This window comes from Streptomyces sp. AC1-42W, from assembly GCF_003248355.1.
Lineage (GTDB): Bacteria > Actinomycetota > Actinomycetes > Streptomycetales > Streptomycetaceae > Streptomyces.
Genome location: NZ_QKWY01000002.1, coordinates 1,810,101 through 1,829,600, shown reverse-complemented (window position 1 = coordinate 1,829,600; position 19,500 = coordinate 1,810,101). Strand labels below are relative to the sequence as shown.

Below are 19,500 nucleotides of genomic sequence, written 5' to 3'. Positions count from 1 at the left end.
CGCCCTGGGCGGTCTGCGACGATGACTCCATGGACGAGGAAGTCATCCCCATTCTTCGCGTCGAGGACGCTGCGGCGGCGGTCGCTTGGTATGAGCGACTGGGTTTCGCCAAGCAGTGGGAACACCGCTTCGAACCGGAACTTCCCGCGTTCGTCGAGGTCGCTCGGGGCGGGGTGCGGTTGTTCTTGTCGGAGCACGAGGGTGACGCCCGTCCCGACACGTTGGTCTACCTCCGCATTCGTGATGTCGAGGCCATCGCCTCCGAGTTCGGTGTGCAGGCGAAGGATGCTCCGTGGGCGCGTGAGATTGAGCTGCGCGACCCTGACGGCAACCGGCTTCGAATCGGCACACCGACGGAATGACACTCGCCGGCAGCGCGCGGCAGGGAAGCTGTGCTGGTGGCTGAGCGAGTACGCGTCCGCGAGATCGATGACGACGAGGGGCAGCGCCTGCTGCGGATCATCCGCCGGGGCAGCGGGTCGGTGGTGACGTGGCGGCGGGCACAGATGGTGCTGCTGTCCGCGCAGGGCATGCCCGTGGCGAAGATCGCCGAGGTGACGTTCACCAGCGTGGACCGGGTCCGGGATGTGATCCACAACTTCAACGCCGACGGCTTCGACTCCCTCTACCCGAAGTACAAAGGCGGTCGGCCCAGGACATTCACCCTGCCCGAGCGGCGTGAGATCAAGAAGATCGCCAAGTCCAGGCCGACCGAGCACGGTCTGCCGTTCTCGACCTGGAGCCTGGCCAAGCTGGCCGACTTCCTGGTCGCCGAGGGGGTGGTCGACGACATCAGCCACGAGGGCCTTCGGGTCCTGCTCCGCGAGGAGGGCGTGTCGTTTCAACGCATAAAGACCTGGAAGACCTCCCGCGATCCCGACTACGCCGCCAAGAAGGCCCGCGTCGAGCACCTCTACGCGATCGCCGACGGCGAGGTCATACCCGAGGAGGGCGAACCCGAAGTCGTCTTATGCCTGGACGAGTTCGGACCGCTCAACCTCCAGCCCCACCCCGGCCGACAGTGGGCCGAGCGCGGAGGACGGCACAAGGACCCCGGCCGGGAGCCCAGGCCCCGCCGACGGGCGACCTACACCCGCCCGCACGGGGTCCGGCACCTCTTCGCCGCCTACGACCTCGGCAAGGACAAGCTCTACGGCCACATCAAACCGAAGAAGAACCGGACGAGGTTCCTGGAGTTCTGCCGCTACCTGCGCAGCCTCTACCCGCCCAAGATCCGCATCGCGATCGTGCTCGACAACTTCTCCCCGCACCTGACCACGAAGAGGGACAGCCGGGTCGGCGACTGGGCCGCGGCCAACAACGTCGAGTTCGCCTACACGCCTACGAACAGCTCCTGGCTGAACCGCATCGAGGCCCAGTTCACCGCCCTGCGCTATTTCACCCTCGACGGCACCGACCACGCCAGCCACAAGGAGCAGGGCAGCATGATCCGTCGCTACATCATCTGGCGAAACCGCCACGCCGACGATCAACGGCTACGAGCCGTGGTTGACAGGGCGAACGTTGCCTGATGCGGCACTAGATCGGTCTCGGCGCGATGTCGCCCCCGCCCGGTGCGAGACAAGTGCCCCCGCTCGAAGATCGGCGGTCGGACCCTCTCCCTGCACCACGCGAGGTGCAAGAAGTCCTCGACCATGCCCGCCTCCAGCAGTCCGACGACCAGTAGCGAGCCAAGTACGCAACCCGCGCGGGCGTCGAGGGAACCATCCACCAGGCCGTCGCGGTCACCGGCATGAGACGTGCCCGCTGCCTCGTCCTCCAGAAGACCCCCGTGGAACGCGTCTTCTCCGCCGCTGCGCTCACCCTCATCCGCCTCGATGCCTGGTGGAAAGGCCACTCGCTCGACCGTATCCGTGCCAGCCGCCTTGCCCGCCTCGACCTCTCCCTCGCCGCGTGACCAAGTAAAGCCGGCAGGATCGCCACCGGCCGCAAATGATCGGCCTTCGGAGACGTGGGAGTGCTGGCCGTCAGGTGAAGAGGGGGGAGAGGGCTGCGGTGATGGCGGCGGCGAGGGCGAGGACGGCGGCGAAGGTGCCGGCAGCCCGGGTGCAGGCTGTTGGCCAGCTAGCGCCGTCGATCCGGGCGAGCGTGCCTGCGCCGAGAGCGGACAGCAGAGCGACAAGGAGGACGACAGCGATGGTGAGAAGGACAACAGCGACGGTCATGACAGACTCCCTGGACACAGTGGGGTGTTGACAGGGGCGAAGTTCGCAGAACCGCTGTGCGCCATGGTTCACCTGAACGAAGATGAACACGGGCACACGCATCACTTGGAGACCGTCACATGCTCGATGATCCGGACCGTCGACGTGCGCTGTCCGAGCTGTGCTCAAGGCTGGAAAGGGGACGCGCCCGCGCCCGCCTGGATAAGACGCAACTTTCCAGGAGAGCGGAACTGGGGCGTACGACGGTGTCGAACGCACTCTCCCCCAATCAAGGGGTGCCGTCGGTGAACACAGTGACCGTGCTGGCCAACGTGCTGAAGTTGTCGGAAGAGGAGCTGCTGGAGTTGCGGCGGATCGCGGCCGGGGAGACAGGCACCGCCTCCGCCGACATGTCCGGGCCGGGCCGGCCGATCGGGCAGTGGGATCCGCACGAACTGGAAGTCCACCCAGCCGGACCCGGCAAGAGCCCGACGGGCACCGACGGTGCGCGCGCTGTCGGGGTATGCGCGGCGCGAGCACGACCAGGTGCTGGCCAACACGGTCACGGCGGCGGCAGCAGGCCGCAGTGGAATTGTGGTCCTGGTGGGGACCTCGTCGACGGGGAAGACCCGGGCGTGCTGGGAGGCCGTGCAGCCGCTCGCCGAGAAGGGCTGGCGGCTTTGGCATCCCTTCGATCCGACCCGCGCCGAAGCCGCCCTTGAGGACCTGCACCGGGTCGGTCCGCAGACGGTGGTATGGCTGAACGAGGCACAGCACTACCTCGGCGACCGGAAGTTCGGCGAGCGGATCGCGGCGGCGGTGCGCCAGCTGCTGCTCGACGAGGATCGCGGCCCGGTCCTGGTCCTGGGCACGCTGTGGCCCGAGTACGCATACGACTACACTGCCCCGCCCACACCGGGCCAGGACGATCCGTACAGTCTGGTGCGGGAACTGATGGCCGGACACACCGTGAGCGTCCCCGACACGTTCGATGCCGCGGCCCTGGCCACCGCGACAGCCCTTGCCGAGCAGGGCGACAGCCTGCTGGCCGATGCCCTCACCCGAAACCGGAACGGCGGCCGGATCACCCAGGACCTGGCCGGAGCCCCCGAGCTCCTGCGCCGCTACGAACAGCCCCGCCAGGCCGCCGCCCGCGCGCTCCTGGAAGCGGCGATGGACGCCCGCCGGCTCGGCACAGGACTCCACATCCCCCAGTCCTTCCTGACCGACGCCGCCCTCGACTACCTCAGCGACCACGACTACGACCAGCTCGCCGACGACTGGGCCGAACAGGCCTACGCCGAACTCGCCGAAAAAGTCCACGGCAAGCAAGCACCCCTGCGCCGCACCACGCCCCGGCCCACACGGCGCCCACCCACCCCCACCACCGACGCCGGCACCACACCGCCCACCCCCGCAGGCCCGGTGTTCCGGCTCGCCGACTACCTCGAACAACACGGCCGCACCATCCGCGGCCACCTGTGCCCACCCGCATCCTTCTGGCATGCCGCACACACCCACCTCACTCACCCCGGCGACCTGAACAACCTCGCCAAAGCAGCCAAAGACCGATATCGCCTGCAATGGAGCCACCACCTCTTCCAACGCGCAGCCGACCACGGCGACCCCGAGTGAGGTTCCCCCGCTGTGCGGGAGGTGCTGACTAGCTGGTCAGGGCGGGTTGACTGGGTTTCAGGTTCACCGGTTCGGCCGCTGCCTGGTCGGCGTAGTGCTTCTCCTCGAACTCGATGGGGCTGAGGTAGCCGAGGCGTTTCTGGATGCGGCGGGGGTTGTAGAAGCCGTCGATGTACTCGAAGAGCGCGAGGTTGGCCTCGGCCCTGGTGGCGAAGACGCGGCCGCGGACGCATTCGGTCTTGATGACCATCCAGAGATTCTCGGCGAGAGCGTTGTCGTAACTGTCGCCGACCGATCCCATGGACGCCTCGATCCCCGCTCTGACCAGGCGTGTCGTGAGCTTCACGGACGTGTATTGGCAGCCGTGGTCGGCGTGATGGATCAGCCGGCCGGGTTCGACCTCCCGCGAGGCGAGGGCGTATTCCAGCGAGGTCAGGACCAGGTCGGCGTCCGCGCGGGCGGAGGTCTCCCAGGCGACCACCCGGCGGGAGAACGCGTCGCGGATCGCGGAGAGCCACAGCGGCCCCTCACCGGTCGGGATCATCGTCAGGTCGGTGACCCACAACCGGTTCGGCACGGGGGCGGTGAAGTCGCGCATCACCAGGTCCGGGGCCGGGGTGGCCTTCGGGTCCCGGCGCGTGAAGCCCGTGCGGCGCGGGCTGATCCCGGCGAGGTCGGCCTCGCGCATCAGTCGCTCGACGCGCTTGCGGCCGACGTGGACGCCCTCGCGTTTGAGGACGGCGTGCACGCGTGGGGAGCCGTAGATCCCGCCGGACTCGGTATGGATCTCCTTGATCTGCTCGGTCAGCTCGGCGTCCCGGCGGAGCCGTTCGCACGGCTCGGTCTCGGCCTGGCGCCAGCGGTAGTAGGTGGAGGAGGCGATGTGCAGTTCCCGGAGGGTGGGCTCGACCTCCAGGTGCGGGTGCTCGGTGAAGAGCGCCGTCACCTGGGCCGGGTCGGGTCGAGCTGCGCGGCGAAAAAAGCCGAGGCGGTCCGCAGGATCTCGTTCGCCCGCTTGAGCTGGGCGTTCTCCTTGCGCAGGGCCGCGAGTTCCTCGCGCTCGGCGGTGGTGGGCCGGTCGTCGCGCTCGCCGGCGTCCGCCTCGGCCTGGCGGATCCAGCCGCGCAGAGCCTCGGGATGGACGCCGAGGTCGACGGCCAGCTTCTTGATCTGCGGCTTCGGCTCGGCGGTGCGGTACATCCGTACCGCACGCTCACGCAACTCCAGCGGGTACTTTCTCGGAGCAGGCATCGTCTGGGTTCCTCTCATGAGTCCCATCCGACCCGCTGTCAGCACCTTCCGCATCCCGGGGGAACCTCAGTGATGATCCTGCTGGGTACGGAATAAACCAGCAAGATCATCACCGCGCACGAACAGTCCCCGCCTCCCACTGAGCCCACCGACATCAGCGCCATGCCCCGTAGCCCCGCCCCACGGCGCCGACCCGACAAACCCGCCCAGGGGCGGCTGGTACGCGGACGCTGAGAGAGCCGCCGTCCAGGAGGTGGTGGACGAGTCGCAGTCGTGGTGGCCCGGATGGTGCAACAAGGACTTCGTGGCTGCTGTCGAGGAAGCGTTCGCGGACAGGACCCAGGCCCGGCACTCGATCGCCTTCCCTTTCGGAGAGGTGGTGTGGGTGGTGGGTCATAGCGGGGTTCTGGATCACGTCGGCGACGGTTCGGGTACATCGTCGGTGGTGAGGATTCCGTAGGCGTGACCGAGGCGGATCAGGTGCGCTTCGTTGTCAGCCTCTGCCTTTGCGATGAGGTGGGCGGTGTAGCCCGGCAGGTCGAACTGGTCGATCCCGGTGTGTCGGGCGATCGCGGCCACCGTGTGGTGCAGGGCATGGGCCTGCCACAGCAGTAGTTCCTTCTCAGTGAACGGCTCAGGCGTCGGCAGAGGTGCGGGCCGGGGAAGTTCGCCGGTCACGAAGCCCATCTGCACCTTGAGCGAGGGCTTCTTAACCTGCAACTTGTGGCCGATCAGCGTGGAGTGTCGGCCGAACGTACGTGGCGTCATGTTCAGGTTCGCAGCGCCGGCCGCTGGCACGCGGCCGAGGGACATCTCCTCCAACACCTTGCGCTCGGTAGGGGTCAGGGGGGTGATGATGGAAGTCGTCCGCTGGGTCATGAGGTGCCTCCGGAGTCTCGGTGGAGCAGGCGCGAGGGACGGCGTTGGGTGGCGCTTCCGATTCGCTGAAGAAGGGTGAGTTCGCCGGTCGTCATGCATCAGTGCGGTCAGGCGGGCTTGCGAACGTCATGCGGACGTCGTCACCGATCAGCGCGCTGAGCCCGGAACGCTGCTCGGCGACGAGTTCGAGGCGGGCCACTCGGTCGCCGTTCCGGCCGGGGCCCGGTCCCCGTAGGTCCCAGCCCAGGTCGATGAGCCGGCGCAAGCGACTGGCAAGGGGTTCTGCGGCAAGGGCGCCGCGGGCCGGCATCTCCGTTCGTACGAGCGGGAGATCCTCTCGGGCTGCGGCGTCGGAACCCCAGAGTGTGATCAACCGGGCAGTGTCGTCGAGTCGGTCGGGCAGGATGTGGACGTGGCCCAGGAAGAGACACGGGCCGCCGCCCCAGGCGAGATCGGGTACGCGCTGCGCGGTCATGCAGGCCAGCAGCAGTCCGTTCTCGAACAGGCCGACCGCTGGCGTCGCCGGGGCCTTGGAGAGAGTGGAAGCGCTTATGTCAGCGGGTATTGCGAGGCCACTCAGGGCGAGCCAGCGTTGATGGTCCTGGACGAGGGCGGCAGCCTCGGCTCGCTCGGCGTCGGTGCGCAGGGGCCGCATCTCGTACGGGGGAAGAGGGTTGCGTGGTCGGTCCAGCCGGGACGTCCCGGCGGCCGGCGGGAAGGTCTTCACTGTTCGCTCGTACCTTTCACGTCGATTCGCCGACTCGGCAGTAAGCCCCAGGCATGGGCCCGGACGACGAGTTGGGTGACGTCCTTGGTGGATGTCGCGGCGTGCAGCCCGTCGAGTGCGCTGCGCAGGTCGTCGGGGGCGATCCGGGCGGCACGACTGATGTCGCGGGTGGTGCTGTGCTCCGCCACTGCCCGCAGTAGCAACGTCTGCTTTGCGTCGAGTGACGGCGCGGGCCGATCCGTCGCGGGCGGTTCGGCCTGAGCCGACACCAGGGCGAAGTGAACGATCACCCAGGTCTTGCTGCGCCGCGGACAGTGGAGACGCGCTCTGATGTCGCGCACGTACCCACGCACCGTTTCGAGCGCTATGCCCTGCTCCACGGCTATCTGGGGGGTGGTGAGCCCCGCCATGAGGTGATGGACGACTCGCCGTAAGGTTGGGCTCAGCGGTGTGATCGGTGCGCTGGTGGTCACGAGCGGGGTCACGGGATCCTCATTCTCCGTTGAGCTGGTGATCGGCTGCGGACGAGGTGGCTTCGGGCGTTGGTTCAACGCAGCATGTACGGGGCGAGCCGGCCGACCAGGCGACCCATGCTGAACCCGATGGTGTGCGCGTCGGAATCCACGGCGGCCACCACTGCCAAGATCGTGTCCACGCCACCAGGCTGGTTGTCGAAGGCGGAACTCCGTCCGGCGTTCCGCACGAAGATCAGGCAATCGTCCCGCTCGATCAGTACCTGCCTGGCCGGGCACCTCCTGCCGCCGGGGCCGGTGAAACCCCCCGCGAGGGAGGCAAGGCCGCTGACCGAGGCGGCGAGCGAGTCCGCCCAGCCCCTGTCAACCTCGCTGTCCAGCAGCCGCAATCCGTCCCGCGACAGCAGGACCACGTGCGTGACGCCGGTCGTGTCGGTGGCGAATTCGCGCAGGAGCCAGGCGATGTCGTCGCGGTCTTCGTCGGCCGTAGTCTTCGATGCGGGCGTGCTGCTCGCAGGGTGGGTGCTCAAGGGATCACTCCGGGGTATGGGTTGGCGTCGGCTTCGGCGCGGCACAGGGCAATGCCGTTCACGCTTGCGGATGGACCGGACCGGTTGGTCCACGTCCGGGTGGGGGTTGGGCGGGGTCGGCCGGTCCGGTGCCCTGCGCATCAAGACGGTGTCGGTGGCTGTGCGCGCAGCGGCGTCAGGCCCCCGCGGTCCCGGCTCGTACGGTGAGTTGGAGGCGGGAGGGCTTCCGTGCCCGGCGCGGACGGGGCACCGAGCCGCTCCGCTTGCTGGATGCCGGTGTCCTGCCATATCGCGTCCGCGCCGGCCTCGACGACCATGCGTCCGCCGACCTCGTGGGTCCACGGGTGGACACGGCCGTAACCCGGGCGCAGGCGCATGGCCGACACCATCGCGACCTCGCCGGTCAGGCCCTCGACGACCTGGATCACCTGCGGCTCGCCCTTGCGCGGCGGCATGAAGTCCGTGACACGGACCATCCCAGCCGGCGTGTGCCAGACCGACTCCAGGACGAGGGAGTCCCTGCGGTAGCGGCGCTCGGCGGTGACCTCGCGGCCGTCGTCGTCGAACGACGAGGCCGGTGCGATCCGCCAACTGCCGTGCTGTTTCTCGCCGACCAGTCGCGCGAAGGCGGCCGGCGAGTCGAAGCGGGGCAGACACAGCCAGTCGACCGATCCGTCGTCGCAGACGTGCGCACTGGTCTGCAGGTCGCCGATCAGGCCGTATCGCTCGATACGTGGATGACGCGTCATCGTAAAAATCTCCGTAGGCCCCTGGAAGGGGATCGTTTCTGGGAGTGGTGGCGGCGCGTACGGCCGTCGCGGACGACCAGCCAGGCCGTCGGACCGAGGATCAGCGCAATGAGGGCGGCCCCGGTGCCGGTCACCTACGCGGCACCGATGCGGCAAGCACCAAAACGGCGAGTGCCAGGGCGAAAACGGAGCCGCGCCATACGTTCAACGACGGCCTCCACCACCAACGTCGGCGCGGCGACTCCACGGTGACAGCTCTGTCGTTCCCCGCTACAGCGAGCAGTTGCTGGGTGGCCCGAGCCAGATTGACGAGATGGACTCGGCTGGGCACGTAGCCGTCGGGAAGACTTTCCGAGCAGAGCTGCTGCGCCTGCCGGAGGGCCGGCTCGGTCGCAGGCGCCAGGGGGCCGAGGTGCTGGACGTGGCCCCGCAACCGCAGGACGAGGTCCTCCACATCGGCGGCGTTCTCAGGAACGGGCGAGTCCTCGCCCAGCACGAGCGCAACCGTCTCTGTCGCGGCGACTACCTGGTCCCGCCCCTGTCCCGTCCGGTGCGAGTGTTGACTGGCCGTCAGTTCAAGCCGGGGAAAGGTGACCCGTATTGCGCGCATCAGCCCCACGGCATCATGCAACGTTCGAGCGATTCGCCCGCGCTCGGACTTGGGACCGAACGGACGGCACGCGCCCGTCGCAACATGCTGAGCCGGCGGCCGATCCATGATCCGAGTCGTCCTGCTCATGGCAGCCCCACAGCTTCGGGTGTCACTACGGCCACGAAGGCGAAGTGCGAGGCGAACCAGTCGAGTTCCCGTCGATACTCATCGAACTCCGTACTGATGGCCTCGGCGGTAGCCACCACCACTCCGTCCGCGAAGCCGGCGCGTACCTGGCTCTTCACGAGCCTCCAGCCCGGCCGCGACGAGGAAGCCGGCTGGCCCACCAAGTCGGAGTGGGACCGCCCTGCCGACACCTGCCATGACCGCGCTTCGGCGTAGGCCGCAGCGGAGTTGAGCGATGCGGCCAGGCTCTCACCGTCGCCGGATAACGCGTATAGGCAAACCCTTGGCGTCCGGTGGCGACTGCGGATCTGCTCTACGCGCCGGTCCACCTGGGAGCGACGTACGGCAGCTACGAGTGCGTACGGGTTGGGGACGGGACGAGCTGCGTAGTCGACCCCTCGCACACGCTCGGGGCGTACCTCGCTCATCCAGTTCCGCATGGTGCGGGCATTGCTCTGGCGCATTGCTGGCCTCGGCTTCGTCGGAGGTCGTCGTGCTGCAAGCACGCCCACGAAGGGCTACCGACATGCCAGCAGACGGGGATGGCAACCATGAGTGTCGATCGGTGACCCAGTGCACTCGATCCGCAGACATCATGACAGCGCAAGACCTATCGTGGAAGCTCTCAGGAGCAATTGCTTCAGACGAATTTCACTGCAAACTTTGCTGTCCTGCAAGAGAGTTCTGCGAATCAGCCGAACGTTGCACTAGTCAGGAGAAGCTGCGTTGCGCAACTCGAACGTTCACCGTCAGACTGGGTCCAAGATTCGGGAGGGTGCGGGATGATCGAAGTGGCCGAATCGGCCTTCGAAGCAGCAACGCCTGCTCTATGTCGGCTCCAACTGGGCGTTGAGCTACGTCAGCTACGGCTGCAGAGGAAGATGACCGGCGCAGAGGTATGCCGTCATCTATCCTGGGCCGGCTCGAAGTTGACTCGGTTGGAGACGGCGGACAGCGGATCAGTTGAGCCGGCTGACGTCATAGCGCTGTGCCACATCTACGGGGCAGCACCCGAGAAGCAGCGAGTCTTGGCGGGGTACGCCACAGTCACGAAGACGAAGAAGGACTGGTGGCAGTCCCCCGAAGTGCGTGACGTCATCCAGCCGGGCTTCAAGGCGTACCTCGGCTTGGAGGCCACCGCCGAGAAGATGGGATGCTACGAGGCCGAGTTCGTTCCTGGACTGCTTCAGACCGAACCGTACGTCCGAGCCATCCACCAGAGGGCCCACGCGGGCCTTCCCAGCGACCAGATCGACCGCCTGGTCGCGGTACGCATGACTCGTCAGGAAGTTTTGCATCGCAAGGTTGACCCACTCGACTTCGTTGCGATCATCAACGAGGCGGTCCTGCGACGCGTGGTCGCCGACCGCTCGGTGATGAAGGGGCAGCTGGAGCACATCATGGAGATCTCCAGCTCCCTGCCCAACGTCAAGGTGCAGGTCGTACCGTTCAGCTTGGGCTATCACCCCGGCATGAACGGTCCCTTCATTCTGCTGCGGTTTGGGCCGCCAGTCCCCAACCTCCGACCGATGGTGTACCTCGAGAACCTGGTCGGCGCCGGCGTCTCGCGTCGCGATGATGACGTGAAGAAGTACGAGACGGCATTCAGTGAACTTCAAGCACTTGCTCCGGGCTATCAGGAGTCTCTGAGCATGATCCACCGCGTAAGCAAGGAGATTTGATGCAGACCAGGGCCGATGATCTTGGGGTCAGCTGGTTCCGATCGAGCTACAGCAACGACCAGGGAGGCGCATGCGTGGAAGGCGGCCGGCTGCCCAACGGGCGGATGGCCATCCGGGACTCCAAGGTCCCCCACGGTGCGGCCGTCGTGTTCCCGGCCGATTCCTGGCGCGAGTTCATCAGCGGCGTGAGCGAGGAGCGCTTTATCACGTCATAGCCCGAGCGTTCAGGGGGGGCTCCCTCCTCGTCACTGCCGTGGCGGAGAGAGAGCCCCTTCTCCATGCGCGCATCGCCGGGCACACAGCCCCGCCGGGCCATCACCAGCATCGTCCGAAGACTGCTTCAGCACGCTGGATTCTGATCCAACCCGATCCTCGAAGCAGCCCTCGGTCAGGTGCGCGGCCGGGGGCTGATACGTGATAAGTGGCTGGGACTTGCTGCAGGTTCGTCTGCTGACGGTCAGTGGTCAGTTCTAAACGGAGTCCACAAGCCCATCCCGACGACGAGAGCCTCCTCGCCGGCGGAGTCCTCGCTCAGGATGCCACCGCGCACGCGCACGCGCACACCGCTGCCGTCACCATGACATGGGCGACCGACAGCCCGCGGGCTCTCGAACTTGCCGACGCCTGAACACGAGATGTCCGTCCTCAGGTCCTCAGGATCCAGTGTCTCGTGTGTCCAACATCTGGGGTCAAGGCCCGCGGACCGCTGGACCTGAATCCTGATCGTCGCCCACGCCTAGCTCCGGCTCGCCCGGCCCCTTGCCACGGACCTCCCCCGGCCCTGGGACAAACCCACGGGCTCCGACCGGCTCACCCCGGCCCGGGTTCGCCGGGGGTTCAGAACATCCGCGCGCTCACCTCGCCTGCCCGGCCCGTGTTCCCAAACCCCGAGGCACCGGACCCGGACGGCCACCCGGCGCCAAGAACGAGCACCGGGCAACCCGCTACAACGTCGGCAAGACCGTCAATCGCCCTGAGACTCTCAAGGCCATCGGTTGACCCGGAAGATCTTGGTAGATAAAGAACAAGCTCAATGGGTGGCGTCGTACTGCTGAAGGAAGATCCGCGCCGCCTTGTTGATGGCCTTCACTGGGTCTGCGGTGCGCTGGAAGTTGAACCACTCCCCTACGATCCGCAGCCGGGTGAACTTCTCGTGGAGGTGGCTCTCCAACGGAAATCCGCCCGGCGACTGCCAGCGCAGCACTATGGGAGACGCCGACCCAATCTGAAGCTGCTTAAGGCGCTTCTGAATGTTCCCGGCAACACCGATCTTTATGGACTGCGGGTCGGCTTCAGTGGACACGGCATAGACCCACCGGGAGTCCATCTCATTGGTGCTCTCCGCCTCGGGGACACGTGATGCCCGGACCTCTGAGCAGGACTGGCAAACCTCTCTCAGGCCACTGCACGAGCACTGGCCGCAGTCGTCGCAGGGCACGCACGGTTGCTGGTCGGCTGGAGGTATCGCCTCGAGGTTCACGGAGAGGACAAGACCCAGGCCGTGGTGCTCACGCTTGTCGACTACACCGACCGCGGTGAGTTCAGCAAGGAATGGTAGCAGCGCGTCCGAGCCGGCCAGGCCCACAACGCGGGCAATGTGGTCCAGGTCGAAGGTGTCGCTGCCCTCGGCGACCTGTTGGTCTGCGGTGAGGACGGCGTATGTAAGGCGGGCGGTGGGGCTCAGGTCCTGATTGAGAAGGGTGACGGCGTCGACCAAGACGGCGTAGGGATATCGGCGGTAGACGCGGATGATGAGCCTCCTTCGGCGAAGGCGGCCCGCAGTGTTCGGGCCGCCATGTTGTGAAGACGCCGGGCGCGCGGATCTGTTCCAGACCTGTGGGGTTCAGCGCCCTCGGCCGACCGCCCCTGGAGAGCCGTCGAAGTGCCGCCGCCTTGTGGCGACCGCACGGCGCCCATTCGGTGCCCGGCCGAGGGTGGACCTTCACTCGCAAGTGAGCGAGCACTACGCGCCCGCGCCCTCACTCTTCGTACGAGGCCTCCGAGCGAAAGTCCTCCAAGTCGGCGGTCTCTGCCTCGGCTATCTGTTCGGCGATCTCCCTGCGGATGGCCGCCGTGTCCGCAGGCGACCACACCGATCCGCTCCCGAAAGACAGCACACGGTCGTGGGGCTGGTAGAGCTCCTCGCTTTCCAGACTGCGACAACAAGCACGACACCTCCACGGACGGCGCAGAGTGATCCACTGTCTGCGCCCGCACCAGGGGCACAACACGAAGTACGCGCTGGGCCCGTGAGCGGCGGCCCAGCTGGCATAGCCCGAACGGCTGCGAGCCACGTTGATGTCGCCATGGGTGCGTTCCGCGACCCAGCCAAGGAGGACCATCTCGCCACCGCCCTCTCTGACACCGTTGGGTGAGACGCCCCGAAATGATCAGATATTGTGGGCGGGTACGACAGGAGAACCACCCGCATGACCAGCACCAAGCCCGCCGGGCAGGATCCGGCGCCGAAGCCGAAGCGCCGCCGTTTCGCCCCCGAGTACAAGCTGCGGATCGTCGCCGAGTACGACGCGGCCCCCGCCGGGGACAAGGGCGCTGTCCTGCGCCGGGAGAGGCTGTACCACTCGCACATCATCGAGTGGCGGCAGGCCAGGGATGCGGGCGCGCTGGAGAAGCTGACCGATCACCGCACCAGCCCCGCCCGCCCGAGGAAGCACCCGGCCGAGGCGGAGAACGACAGGCTGCGCAGGCAGGTGGAACGGCTGGAGAAGGAGCTGGCGAAGAACCGCGCCGCGGTGGAGGTGCTGGGAAAAGCTGTCGCGCTGTTGGAATCGGTCTCCGACAGCGCGGACTGAACGACGTCCTCGAACATCATCTGCACGCCCTGGTCGAGCAGCTCGCTCCGCACGTGGGCATCGTGGTGGCGTGCCGTCTGACGGGACGCTCCCGGGCCACCCACCACCGGCGGCTCAACCCGGCCCCGCCCAGGCCGAAGGCTCCGCGTCCGGCGCCGGTCAACGCGCTGTCGGCGGCCGAGCGGCGGGCGGTGCTGGAGCTGATGAACCGGCCCGAGTACGTGGACCTGCCGCCCGCGCAGGTCTATGCCCGCGAGCTGGACGAGGGCCGTTACCACTGTTCCGAGCGCACGATGTACCGGATCCTGAAGGAAGCCGGTCAGGACGGCGAACGCCGCCGGCGGGCCACCCATCCTCCCCGCACCATTCCCGAACTCGTCGCCGACGGGCCTTCCCAGGTCTGGAGCTGGGACATCACCCGCCTGGCCGGCCCGGCGAAGGGAGTCTGGTTCCACGGCTACGTGATCCTCGACATCTACTCCCGCTATGTCGTCGGCCACACCGTCGAGCAGGCCGAATCAGCGGCGCGAGCCGAGGAGTTGATCCAAGAGGCGATCGACCGCAACGGGATCGTGCCGCACACCGTTCACGCCGACCGCGGCACCTCGATGACCTCCAGGCAGGTCTCCCAGATGCTTCTCGACCTGGGCGTCACCCGAAGCCACTCCAGACCCAGGGTCAGCAACGACAACCCGTACAGCGAGAGCCGGTTCCGCACCACGAAGTACCAGTCGGACTACCCCGAACGCTTCGATTCCCTCGCCCACGCACGCGAGTGGATGGACGCGTTCATCTCGCACTACAACCACGTCCACCGGCACTCCGGGATCGGCTACCACACCCCGGCCAGCGTCCATTTCGGCACCGCCGACCTCGTCCGCGAGCAACGGGCGACCACCCTCACGGTCGCGTTCGAGCAGCACCCCGAACGCTTCAACCACCGGCCCGTGCCACCGAAGATCCCCCAGCAGGCATGGATCAACGACCCCACCCGACGACACGAATCACAACAACACAGTTCATAGCCGCACAATCGTTTCATTTGACTTGACAGCTACCGCGGGCCACGCACAGGCGCAAGGGCCGTCGCAGTGGCAGGCGCGCGCCTTGCCCAGCTCGACGGCCTTTTCCTTACGGGGCGTGGATGGTCCCTTGACCTCAAGCCATGTCCCGATCTCAGGCAGCCAGAAGTCCGGCAGGTAATGCGCCCCTGACAGCAGGGTGATTCGCTCAGGCTCGTACTGCCAGAGGATGCTGTGAGTGTCGAGGGTGCAGGCCCAGTCGGCTTCGAGTCGAGAACGGAAAGTGGTGCCGCTGCACTCCGTCGGTACGGCTTCGATGGGCTGGCCGTCTGTGAGGGGGTCCGTCACGGCGTCTCCGTTCCAGGTCAGTTATGCGCCGACCCACAGTTTGACCGCTAACCTCGCGCTTCATGAACCGGGCTGTCCGACGGGTGGCCAGTCCTGCTCTCGTTTGCAGACCCATGCCTCGGCCTTAGCGCAGCGGACAACCACCGTTAGCTGCTTCGGCATCACAAGATCCATTTCAGCAACGCCCTCTCTATCGCAAGAACCCGGTTCGTCCAACTCGGCCTTTCCCTGGAATCTCGTCCTGTCATCGCCCCACACGACAGGAGTCGACCCATGCCGGAGCCGCGCGGAGCATCCCAGACCGCTTTCTTGACCCTCCCCAGTGCTCAACGTCGCTCTATTAGATGGCCGTCGCCATGTCTTTGAGTGTCGGTGACGTCGTTTCCTGCGGGGCGAGTTGCAGGGGTCTCGGCTTCGCCCGCGGCTTGCGTGGTCGTCGTTCTTCGGGGAAGAGCGAGAGGCTGATCGTGTGGGTGACCTTGGTGGTGGCGGGCTCGTCCGGTTTGAGGGTGCGGTATCCGGTGGTGCTGCGTTTGGTGGCGCGGGGTGCGGCACGTCCGGGGCGGGGACGGACGGCCTCGCGGGTCAGGTCGGCCTGGATGTCACGGATCCTGGCGGTCAGTTGCCGAGGGGGGAAAGTCCGCGCCGACGGAACGTCGGGCGGCGGCGAGGGTGTTCTTGAAGCTGATGTGCGAGACGGGGAGGTTCGCGTGGTGGGCGGCGTCCACGGCCAGGTCGTGTACGGCCTGGTAGACGCAGAGCATGGCCCACAGTTCCTGCTCGACCATGGCGGGACTGTTGGACCGGAGGGTCGCGGTGCGTCCTCCCCGCTGTTCGATCTTGATGTGCTTGAAGATCGTCTCGCTGGTCCAGCGGGCGGTGTACAGCTCTGCCAGCTCTGCGGCGGGTGCCGCCTCGGGGTCCAGGAGCGTGGTGATCAGGCAGAACAGCTCCGAGGTCTCCTCACTGTCGCCGTCCGCGCCGATCGTGGTGGTGACCACGGTGTACTCCACGGCGCGCACGGTGATCCGGGCGCCGCGCGGCCCGTTCAGGCGGGTGAGGAAGGTGCCGTCGGCCAGAACCTCATGCGGCCGCAGGGTGAAGGAATCCGAGACCCGCCACAGGAGTTCGGCCCCGGTGACCGCGGCTGCCCGCCACAGCTCATAGGCTGGAAAGCCCCGGTCGGCCATCAACAGGATGCCTTCCCGCAGGTGCACCAGGAGGCGGGCGGCCAAGGTGCGCTCGCCGACGGCGAAGGAGTCGAAGACCGCACCGATCAACGCCTTCGTGCCGCACTCCACCAGCGCGAGGAGCCTCACCTGCGGGTACGGTCCAGGCCGATTTCCGTTGGAGGCACGGGTGTAGGCGGCAGCGTTCGCCTCGCTGTCAGGAACGTCCAGCAGTGTGCCGTCCATGGAGGTCAGCCGCAGCCCGCGCCAGAAAGCCCCCGGCGTGGCCGCAGTGCCGGTGCAACCGGCGACCCGGTCGAAGAGCAGTCGCAGCGGCCCCGCACCCAGCCGGGCCCGCGCCGTTGTCAGAGACCCCGTGCGCGCCGGACGCCACACCTCCCGCGCCCGGCGCGGCCAGTGCTCCACCAACTCCCGCAGCACCAGGCCGTATCCGTCACCGCTGAACAGCCACATCGTCAGGACGAAATACACCATCAGCCGGGCCGGCAACGACCGGGTCCGCTCCTCGCGCGCCCCCGCCTCATCGACCACGAAGTCGACCAGCTCGGGCGTGAACGTACGCGACAGCACCCCCATCCGGACCCGCTCCGGGTACGTCTCACCAACTATGTGATCTCTCGGCACAAGACCGAGACTCTACGCGATCATGAACTAAGCGAGCGACGTTGCCCCAGTGCTGCCGAGTACCTCGGCATCTCACCCAACACGTTGTACGTCTGGCGACACCGTCGACAGGGGCCTCCCAGCTTCCGCATGGGACGGCGTGTGATGTACCGGATCACGGCGCTCGACGAGTGGGTCCGCGATCAGGAGCGAGCGGACTCCCGCTCCAACAGCGCCCTTGACCCGCTGAACCGGAAGCCGCAACGGCGCTCGAAGGTCGTGAAGTAGCGCGGTGGTCTACGCGTCCGGTCTTCCCCGAGAAGAAGTTCTCCGCACGGGGATTGGATCGTGCCGCAGATCGCGTTAACACCGACCAGCTCATGATCACGCACCACTGGAGGGCCCCATCATGGCGGGTTACATAGAAGACCGATGGCTGAAGAAGCGCCCCGACAAGCTGACCGGGAAGCGGGAGCGGACCGCGATCTATGGCACCGGGAAGCGCTACCGGGTCAAGGGGATTCCCGGTATCCAGGACCGGTCGTTCCACACGAGCGAGGACGCGAAGCAGTGGCTCGCCAGCGCCAAGACGGACTCCAGCCGCGGCGAGTTCGTCGATCCCCGCAAGGGGGAGATCCTTCTCGCCGACTACATCGTCGAGCACTGGTGGGCGGGCCGTTCCGACGAGCCCTCGACGGCGGACCCGATGCGCAGCCGCATCTGGAACCACATCATCCCGTTGGTGGGCGACTACGCCCTGCGTGAGATCGACGCGTCCGCTCTACGGACCTTCAAGGCAGCACTGCTCACGAGGGTCGAAGAGTCGACGGCAGAGGTGATCTGGGGACACCTGTCCTCGATCCTCGGCAGCGCCGTCGACGACCAGCGTCTGCTGCGCAACCCGATGAAGGCGAAGAACAGCGTCAAGCCCCCACGAGCAATCGACAGCAAGGCCAAGGCATGGTCACGTGAGGTCGTCGACGCCGTCCGCTCGGAGTTGCAGGACCGCTACCGGATCGCGGTCGATCTCGGCATCGGCCTCGGGCTGCGCCAAGGCGAAGCGTTCGGTCTCGCCGAAGAGGACTTCGACTTCGCGGCTGGAGTCGTCCACATCCGCCGCCAGCTCAGGTGGGACATCAAAGGCCGCCCCTACTTCTCGCTCCCCAAGGGGCGCAAGACCCGTGAGGTCCCCCTGCCGGCCAACCTCGCCTTCCGGGCCCGAGCTCACTTCAGCCGGTTCCCGCCGACTTCCTGCACGTTGCCCTGGCGGAACCCGGAGGCCCCGACCACCGCGCTCGAGGAGCGCCAGCGGAAGCCGATCACGGTCGCACTGGTCCTCACCTCGTCCCACGGCAACCGCATCTACTACCGCACCTGGAACGACCGCAGCTGGAAGCGTGCGCTCGCCGCCGCCGGGCTGATCAAGCCCGTGGGCGAGAAGGTACGGCACGACGGCAACCGGGTTCGCCGGGTCCTGCTCTACGCCGCCCCACGCGAGGACATGTTCCACGTCCTCCGCCACACCTACGCGAGCGTGCAACTGGAGGCCGGCGAGTCGGTCGTCAGCCTGTCCAAGTGGCTCGGGCACTCAACACCGAAGGTGACCCTCGACCACTACGCTCACTTCATGCCCGGTGCGGGACAGCGAGGTATCGCCGCGATGGACGCCTGGCTGCGGGGCCCCTCCCGGCCGAAAGTCCCTGAGAAGTCCCTGCTGGCATGCAGGGCAGCTCATATACCCCCGAACATGCAGGTCAAAGGCATAGTGCGACAGGGCGCGGACATGTCCGTCAAGTACAAGGAGACGGCACGCGGCGGGCTCGCGGTGAACATCATCGAGTGCTGAGGACGTTCATTCGCCGGCGGCGGTGAGGGTGACGCCTTTCTTCAGGAGGTCCACGCCGTCGCCCGAGACCCGGACGGTCGCGCCGTAGGGCGGATGCAGAGACTCCGCCGTCTGCCCGTCGCGCTCGATCCGGTCGAGTCTCAGCACCACCGGGGCTCCGCCGGCCGCGCCGTCGGGGAGACGAACTTCGAAATCTGCCCCGGCGCGCACCACGCCACCGACACAGCGGGCCACGCACACTGCGGTCCCGGCACCTCGTTCCTCCACGGAAGAGATCTGGAGCTCCCCGGCGGAGTCGTCAACGGCGCGCCGGGAGCCGCGCGCCCTGTCGATGTCACATTGCAGCGCGCTGAAGCGGGGCGGTTCCCGGCTCGCGTCGAGCACGACTACGTGCAGCCGGTCCCCGACCCGGGGCGGTGCGGCGTCCTCGTCCCACCATGAGGGGTGCTTCACCTGGTCGATGAACCCGGTCACGCCGTCGGCTTCGACGCGTGAGCCCACCGGAGCGACCCCGGTCACCGTGACATCCAGTTCCTGATCGTCGTGAAACATCATTCAGGTCCTCCGAAGATCGAGATCCAGCTGCGGTTCTGTGTGAGCTCGTTGAATCGGTCCAGCTTCTCCACAGGAATTTCGAACTCCAGGCGCGGCGCTCCGCCGGGGCCGTTTCTGTCGATGATCTTCGCATACTCGCCGAACTCCTCCAGGAACGACGGATGCATCTCGTACTTCACCATTCCCTTCGCGAAGTTGATGCCTGTGGGCCCGGCGTACTCGGCTGCGACGGCCTCTTCACCGAAGTAGACCTT

Annotated in this window: 21 protein-coding genes and 4 pseudogenes; 12 read left to right on the top strand and 13 right to left on the bottom strand. The window is 67.1% G+C overall.

Annotated elements, in window-relative coordinates:
* Positions 1-29: 29 nt before the first annotated feature.
* The 3 genes from DNK56_RS26290 to DNK56_RS35095 all read left to right on the top strand — a co-directional run bounded on the left by DNK56_RS26290 (position 30) and on the right by DNK56_RS35095 (position 1,918).
* Positions 30-362, top strand: coding sequence for a glyoxalase superfamily protein (locus tag DNK56_RS26290; protein WP_111338298.1), 333 nt, complete (start codon positions 30-32; stop codon positions 360-362).
* A gap of 36 nt (positions 363-398) precedes the next feature.
* Positions 399-1,532 (top strand): IS630 family transposase, encoded by a 1,134-nt coding sequence (locus DNK56_RS26285; RefSeq protein WP_241990086.1) that lies wholly within the window; start codon positions 399-401, stop codon positions 1,530-1,532.
* Between the two features lie 221 nt (positions 1,533-1,753).
* Positions 1,754-1,918 (top strand): hypothetical protein, encoded by a 165-nt coding sequence (locus DNK56_RS35095; RefSeq protein WP_158558471.1) that lies wholly within the window; start codon positions 1,754-1,756, stop codon positions 1,916-1,918.
* Between the two features lie 70 nt (positions 1,919-1,988).
* Here DNK56_RS35095 and DNK56_RS26280 read toward each other — a convergent pair whose 3' ends face one another.
* Positions 1,989-2,186, bottom strand: coding sequence for a hypothetical protein (locus tag DNK56_RS26280; RefSeq protein ID WP_111338296.1), 198 nt, complete (start codon positions 2,184-2,186; stop codon positions 1,989-1,991).
* Positions 2,187-2,305: 119 nt separating this feature from the next.
* Here DNK56_RS26280 and DNK56_RS36225 point away from each other — a divergent pair.
* Both DNK56_RS36225 and DNK56_RS26275 read left to right on the top strand, forming a co-directional pair.
* Positions 2,306-2,473 (top strand): annotated as a pseudogene (locus tag DNK56_RS36225) (hypothetical protein); the annotation flags it as partial.
* Between the two features lie 196 nt (positions 2,474-2,669).
* On the top strand, positions 2,670-3,800 hold the full coding sequence (locus DNK56_RS26275; RefSeq protein ID WP_241990206.1) for an ATP-binding protein: 1,131 nt from the start codon (positions 2,670-2,672) through the stop codon (positions 3,798-3,800).
* A 28-nt stretch (positions 3,801-3,828) separates the two neighbouring features.
* Here DNK56_RS26275 and DNK56_RS26270 read toward each other — a convergent pair whose 3' ends face one another.
* The 8 genes and pseudogenes from DNK56_RS26270 to DNK56_RS26235 all read right to left on the bottom strand — a co-directional run bounded on the left by DNK56_RS26270 (position 3,829) and on the right by DNK56_RS26235 (position 9,019).
* Entirely contained in the window at positions 3,829-4,746 is a 918-nt protein-coding gene (locus tag DNK56_RS26270) for an IS3 family transposase (protein WP_158558472.1), read from the bottom strand.
* A complete protein-coding gene (locus DNK56_RS26265) occupies positions 4,743-5,051 on the bottom strand; it encodes a transposase (protein WP_158558473.1) in 309 nt (102 codons plus the stop codon). Before DNK56_RS26265 ends, DNK56_RS26270 begins: the two co-directional genes overlap by 4 nt.
* A gap of 411 nt (positions 5,052-5,462) precedes the next feature.
* Positions 5,463-5,930 carry a hypothetical protein gene (locus DNK56_RS26260; protein ID WP_111338293.1) on the bottom strand — a complete coding sequence of 156 codons (468 nt, stop codon included), beginning with the start codon at positions 5,928-5,930 and terminating at the stop codon, positions 5,463-5,465.
* Between the two features lie 91 nt (positions 5,931-6,021).
* Positions 6,022-6,657 (bottom strand): hypothetical protein, encoded by a 636-nt coding sequence (locus DNK56_RS26255; protein WP_342211045.1) that lies wholly within the window; start codon positions 6,655-6,657, stop codon positions 6,022-6,024.
* Positions 6,654-7,142, bottom strand: a complete 489-nt coding sequence (locus DNK56_RS26250) for a LuxR C-terminal-related transcriptional regulator (protein WP_111338291.1) — start codon at positions 7,140-7,142, stop codon at positions 6,654-6,656. Before DNK56_RS26250 ends, DNK56_RS26255 begins: the two co-directional genes overlap by 4 nt.
* Before the next feature lie 62 nt (positions 7,143-7,204).
* A complete protein-coding gene (locus DNK56_RS26245) occupies positions 7,205-7,660 on the bottom strand; it encodes a roadblock/LC7 domain-containing protein (protein ID WP_241990085.1) in 456 nt (151 codons plus the stop codon).
* A 248-nt stretch (positions 7,661-7,908) separates the two neighbouring features.
* Positions 7,909-8,409: pseudogene (locus tag DNK56_RS26240) on the bottom strand (trehalase-like domain-containing protein); the annotation flags it as partial.
* A gap of 130 nt (positions 8,410-8,539) precedes the next feature.
* Positions 8,540-9,019: a DUF6415 family natural product biosynthesis protein gene (locus DNK56_RS26235; protein ID WP_241990185.1), complete on the bottom strand. Its 480-nt coding sequence runs from the start codon at positions 9,017-9,019 to the stop codon at positions 8,540-8,542.
* 225 nt (positions 9,020-9,244) lie between these two features.
* On the opposite strand from DNK56_RS26235, the gene DNK56_RS35090 reads away from it, so the two are divergent.
* From DNK56_RS35090 to DNK56_RS36220, 4 genes and pseudogenes are all read left to right on the top strand, one after another.
* Positions 9,245-9,403, top strand: a complete 159-nt coding sequence (locus DNK56_RS35090) for a hypothetical protein (RefSeq protein ID WP_158558474.1) — start codon at positions 9,245-9,247, stop codon at positions 9,401-9,403.
* A 566-nt stretch (positions 9,404-9,969) separates the two neighbouring features.
* Entirely contained in the window at positions 9,970-10,869 is a 900-nt protein-coding gene (locus DNK56_RS26225) for a helix-turn-helix domain-containing protein (protein ID WP_111338288.1), read from the top strand.
* Complete coding sequence (locus tag DNK56_RS26220; RefSeq protein WP_111338287.1) at positions 10,869-11,084, top strand: DUF397 domain-containing protein; 216 nt, start codon at positions 10,869-10,871, stop codon at positions 11,082-11,084. Before DNK56_RS26225 ends, DNK56_RS26220 begins: the two co-directional genes overlap by 1 nt.
* A 483-nt stretch (positions 11,085-11,567) precedes the next feature.
* Positions 11,568-11,868 (top strand): annotated as a pseudogene (locus DNK56_RS36220) (NF041680 family putative transposase); the annotation flags it as partial.
* A 31-nt stretch (positions 11,869-11,899) separates the two neighbouring features.
* On the opposite strand, the gene DNK56_RS26210 reads toward DNK56_RS36220, so the two are convergent.
* Positions 11,900-12,586 (bottom strand): GIY-YIG nuclease family protein, encoded by a 687-nt coding sequence (locus DNK56_RS26210; protein ID WP_111338286.1) that lies wholly within the window; start codon positions 12,584-12,586, stop codon positions 11,900-11,902.
* A gap of 712 nt (positions 12,587-13,298) precedes the next feature.
* Between DNK56_RS26210 and DNK56_RS26200 the strand changes: the two are divergent.
* Positions 13,299-14,707 (top strand): annotated as a pseudogene (locus DNK56_RS26200) (IS3 family transposase).
* On the opposite strand, the gene DNK56_RS34815 reads toward DNK56_RS26200, so the two are convergent.
* Together DNK56_RS34815 and DNK56_RS26195 are read right to left on the bottom strand one after the other, a co-directional pair.
* A complete protein-coding gene (locus tag DNK56_RS34815) occupies positions 14,702-15,052 on the bottom strand; it encodes a hypothetical protein (protein WP_146610425.1) in 351 nt (116 codons plus the stop codon). The pseudogene DNK56_RS26200 and the gene DNK56_RS34815 sit on opposite strands and share 6 nt — an antisense overlap.
* Positions 15,053-15,654: 602 nt before the next feature.
* On the bottom strand, positions 15,655-16,818 hold the full coding sequence (locus tag DNK56_RS26195; RefSeq protein ID WP_111334507.1) for an IS4 family transposase: 1,164 nt from the start codon (positions 16,816-16,818) through the stop codon (positions 15,655-15,657).
* 33 nt (positions 16,819-16,851) lie between these two features.
* Here DNK56_RS26195 and DNK56_RS26190 point away from each other — a divergent pair, with 33 nt between their 5' ends.
* Both DNK56_RS26190 and DNK56_RS26185 read left to right on the top strand, forming a co-directional pair.
* The gene (locus tag DNK56_RS26190; RefSeq protein ID WP_111338284.1) at positions 16,852-17,133 is read left to right on the top strand and encodes a helix-turn-helix domain-containing protein; all 282 of its coding nucleotides are present in this window, start codon (positions 16,852-16,854) and stop codon (positions 17,131-17,133) included.
* Between the two features lie 121 nt (positions 17,134-17,254).
* Positions 17,255-18,691 (top strand): tyrosine-type recombinase/integrase, encoded by a 1,437-nt coding sequence (locus tag DNK56_RS26185; RefSeq protein ID WP_111338283.1) that lies wholly within the window; start codon positions 17,255-17,257, stop codon positions 18,689-18,691.
* A gap of 6 nt (positions 18,692-18,697) precedes the next feature.
* Here the strand turns inward: DNK56_RS26185 and DNK56_RS36215 are convergent, their stop codons facing one another.
* Complete coding sequence (locus DNK56_RS36215; protein WP_241990084.1) at positions 18,698-19,243, bottom strand: hypothetical protein; 546 nt, start codon at positions 19,241-19,243, stop codon at positions 18,698-18,700.
* Positions 19,244-19,500 lie beyond the last annotated feature (257 nt).

Coding starts and splice junctions, on each gene's coding strand:
- DNK56_RS26225 (WP_111338288.1), top strand. CDS start 9,970: ATGATCGAAGTGGCCGAATCGGCCTTCGAAGCAGCAACGCCTGCTCTA.
- DNK56_RS26185 (WP_111338283.1), top strand. CDS start 17,255: ATGGCGGGTTACATAGAAGACCGATGGCTGAAGAAGCGCCCCGACAAG.
- DNK56_RS35090 (WP_158558474.1), top strand. CDS start 9,245: ATGGCCTCGGCGGTAGCCACCACCACTCCGTCCGCGAAGCCGGCGCGT.
- DNK56_RS26290 (WP_111338298.1), top strand. CDS start 30: ATGGACGAGGAAGTCATCCCCATTCTTCGCGTCGAGGACGCTGCGGCG.
- DNK56_RS26260 (WP_111338293.1), bottom strand. CDS start 5,930: ATGACCCAGCGGACGACTTCCATCATCACCCCCCTGACCCCTACCGAG.
- DNK56_RS35095 (WP_158558471.1), top strand. CDS start 1,754: ATGAGACGTGCCCGCTGCCTCGTCCTCCAGAAGACCCCCGTGGAACGC.
- DNK56_RS36215 (WP_241990084.1), bottom strand. CDS start 19,243: ATGTTTCACGACGATCAGGAACTGGATGTCACGGTGACCGGGGTCGCT.
- DNK56_RS26195 (WP_111334507.1), bottom strand. CDS start 16,818: ATGGGGGTGCTGTCGCGTACGTTCACGCCCGAGCTGGTCGACTTCGTG.
- DNK56_RS26235 (WP_241990185.1), bottom strand. CDS start 9,019: ATGCGCGCAATACGGGTCACCTTTCCCCGGCTTGAACTGACGGCCAGT.
- DNK56_RS26280 (WP_111338296.1), bottom strand. CDS start 2,186: ATGACCGTCGCTGTTGTCCTTCTCACCATCGCTGTCGTCCTCCTTGTC.
- DNK56_RS26265 (WP_158558473.1), bottom strand. CDS start 5,051: ATGCCTGCTCCGAGAAAGTACCCGCTGGAGTTGCGTGAGCGTGCGGTA.
- DNK56_RS26220 (WP_111338287.1), top strand. CDS start 10,869: ATGCAGACCAGGGCCGATGATCTTGGGGTCAGCTGGTTCCGATCGAGC.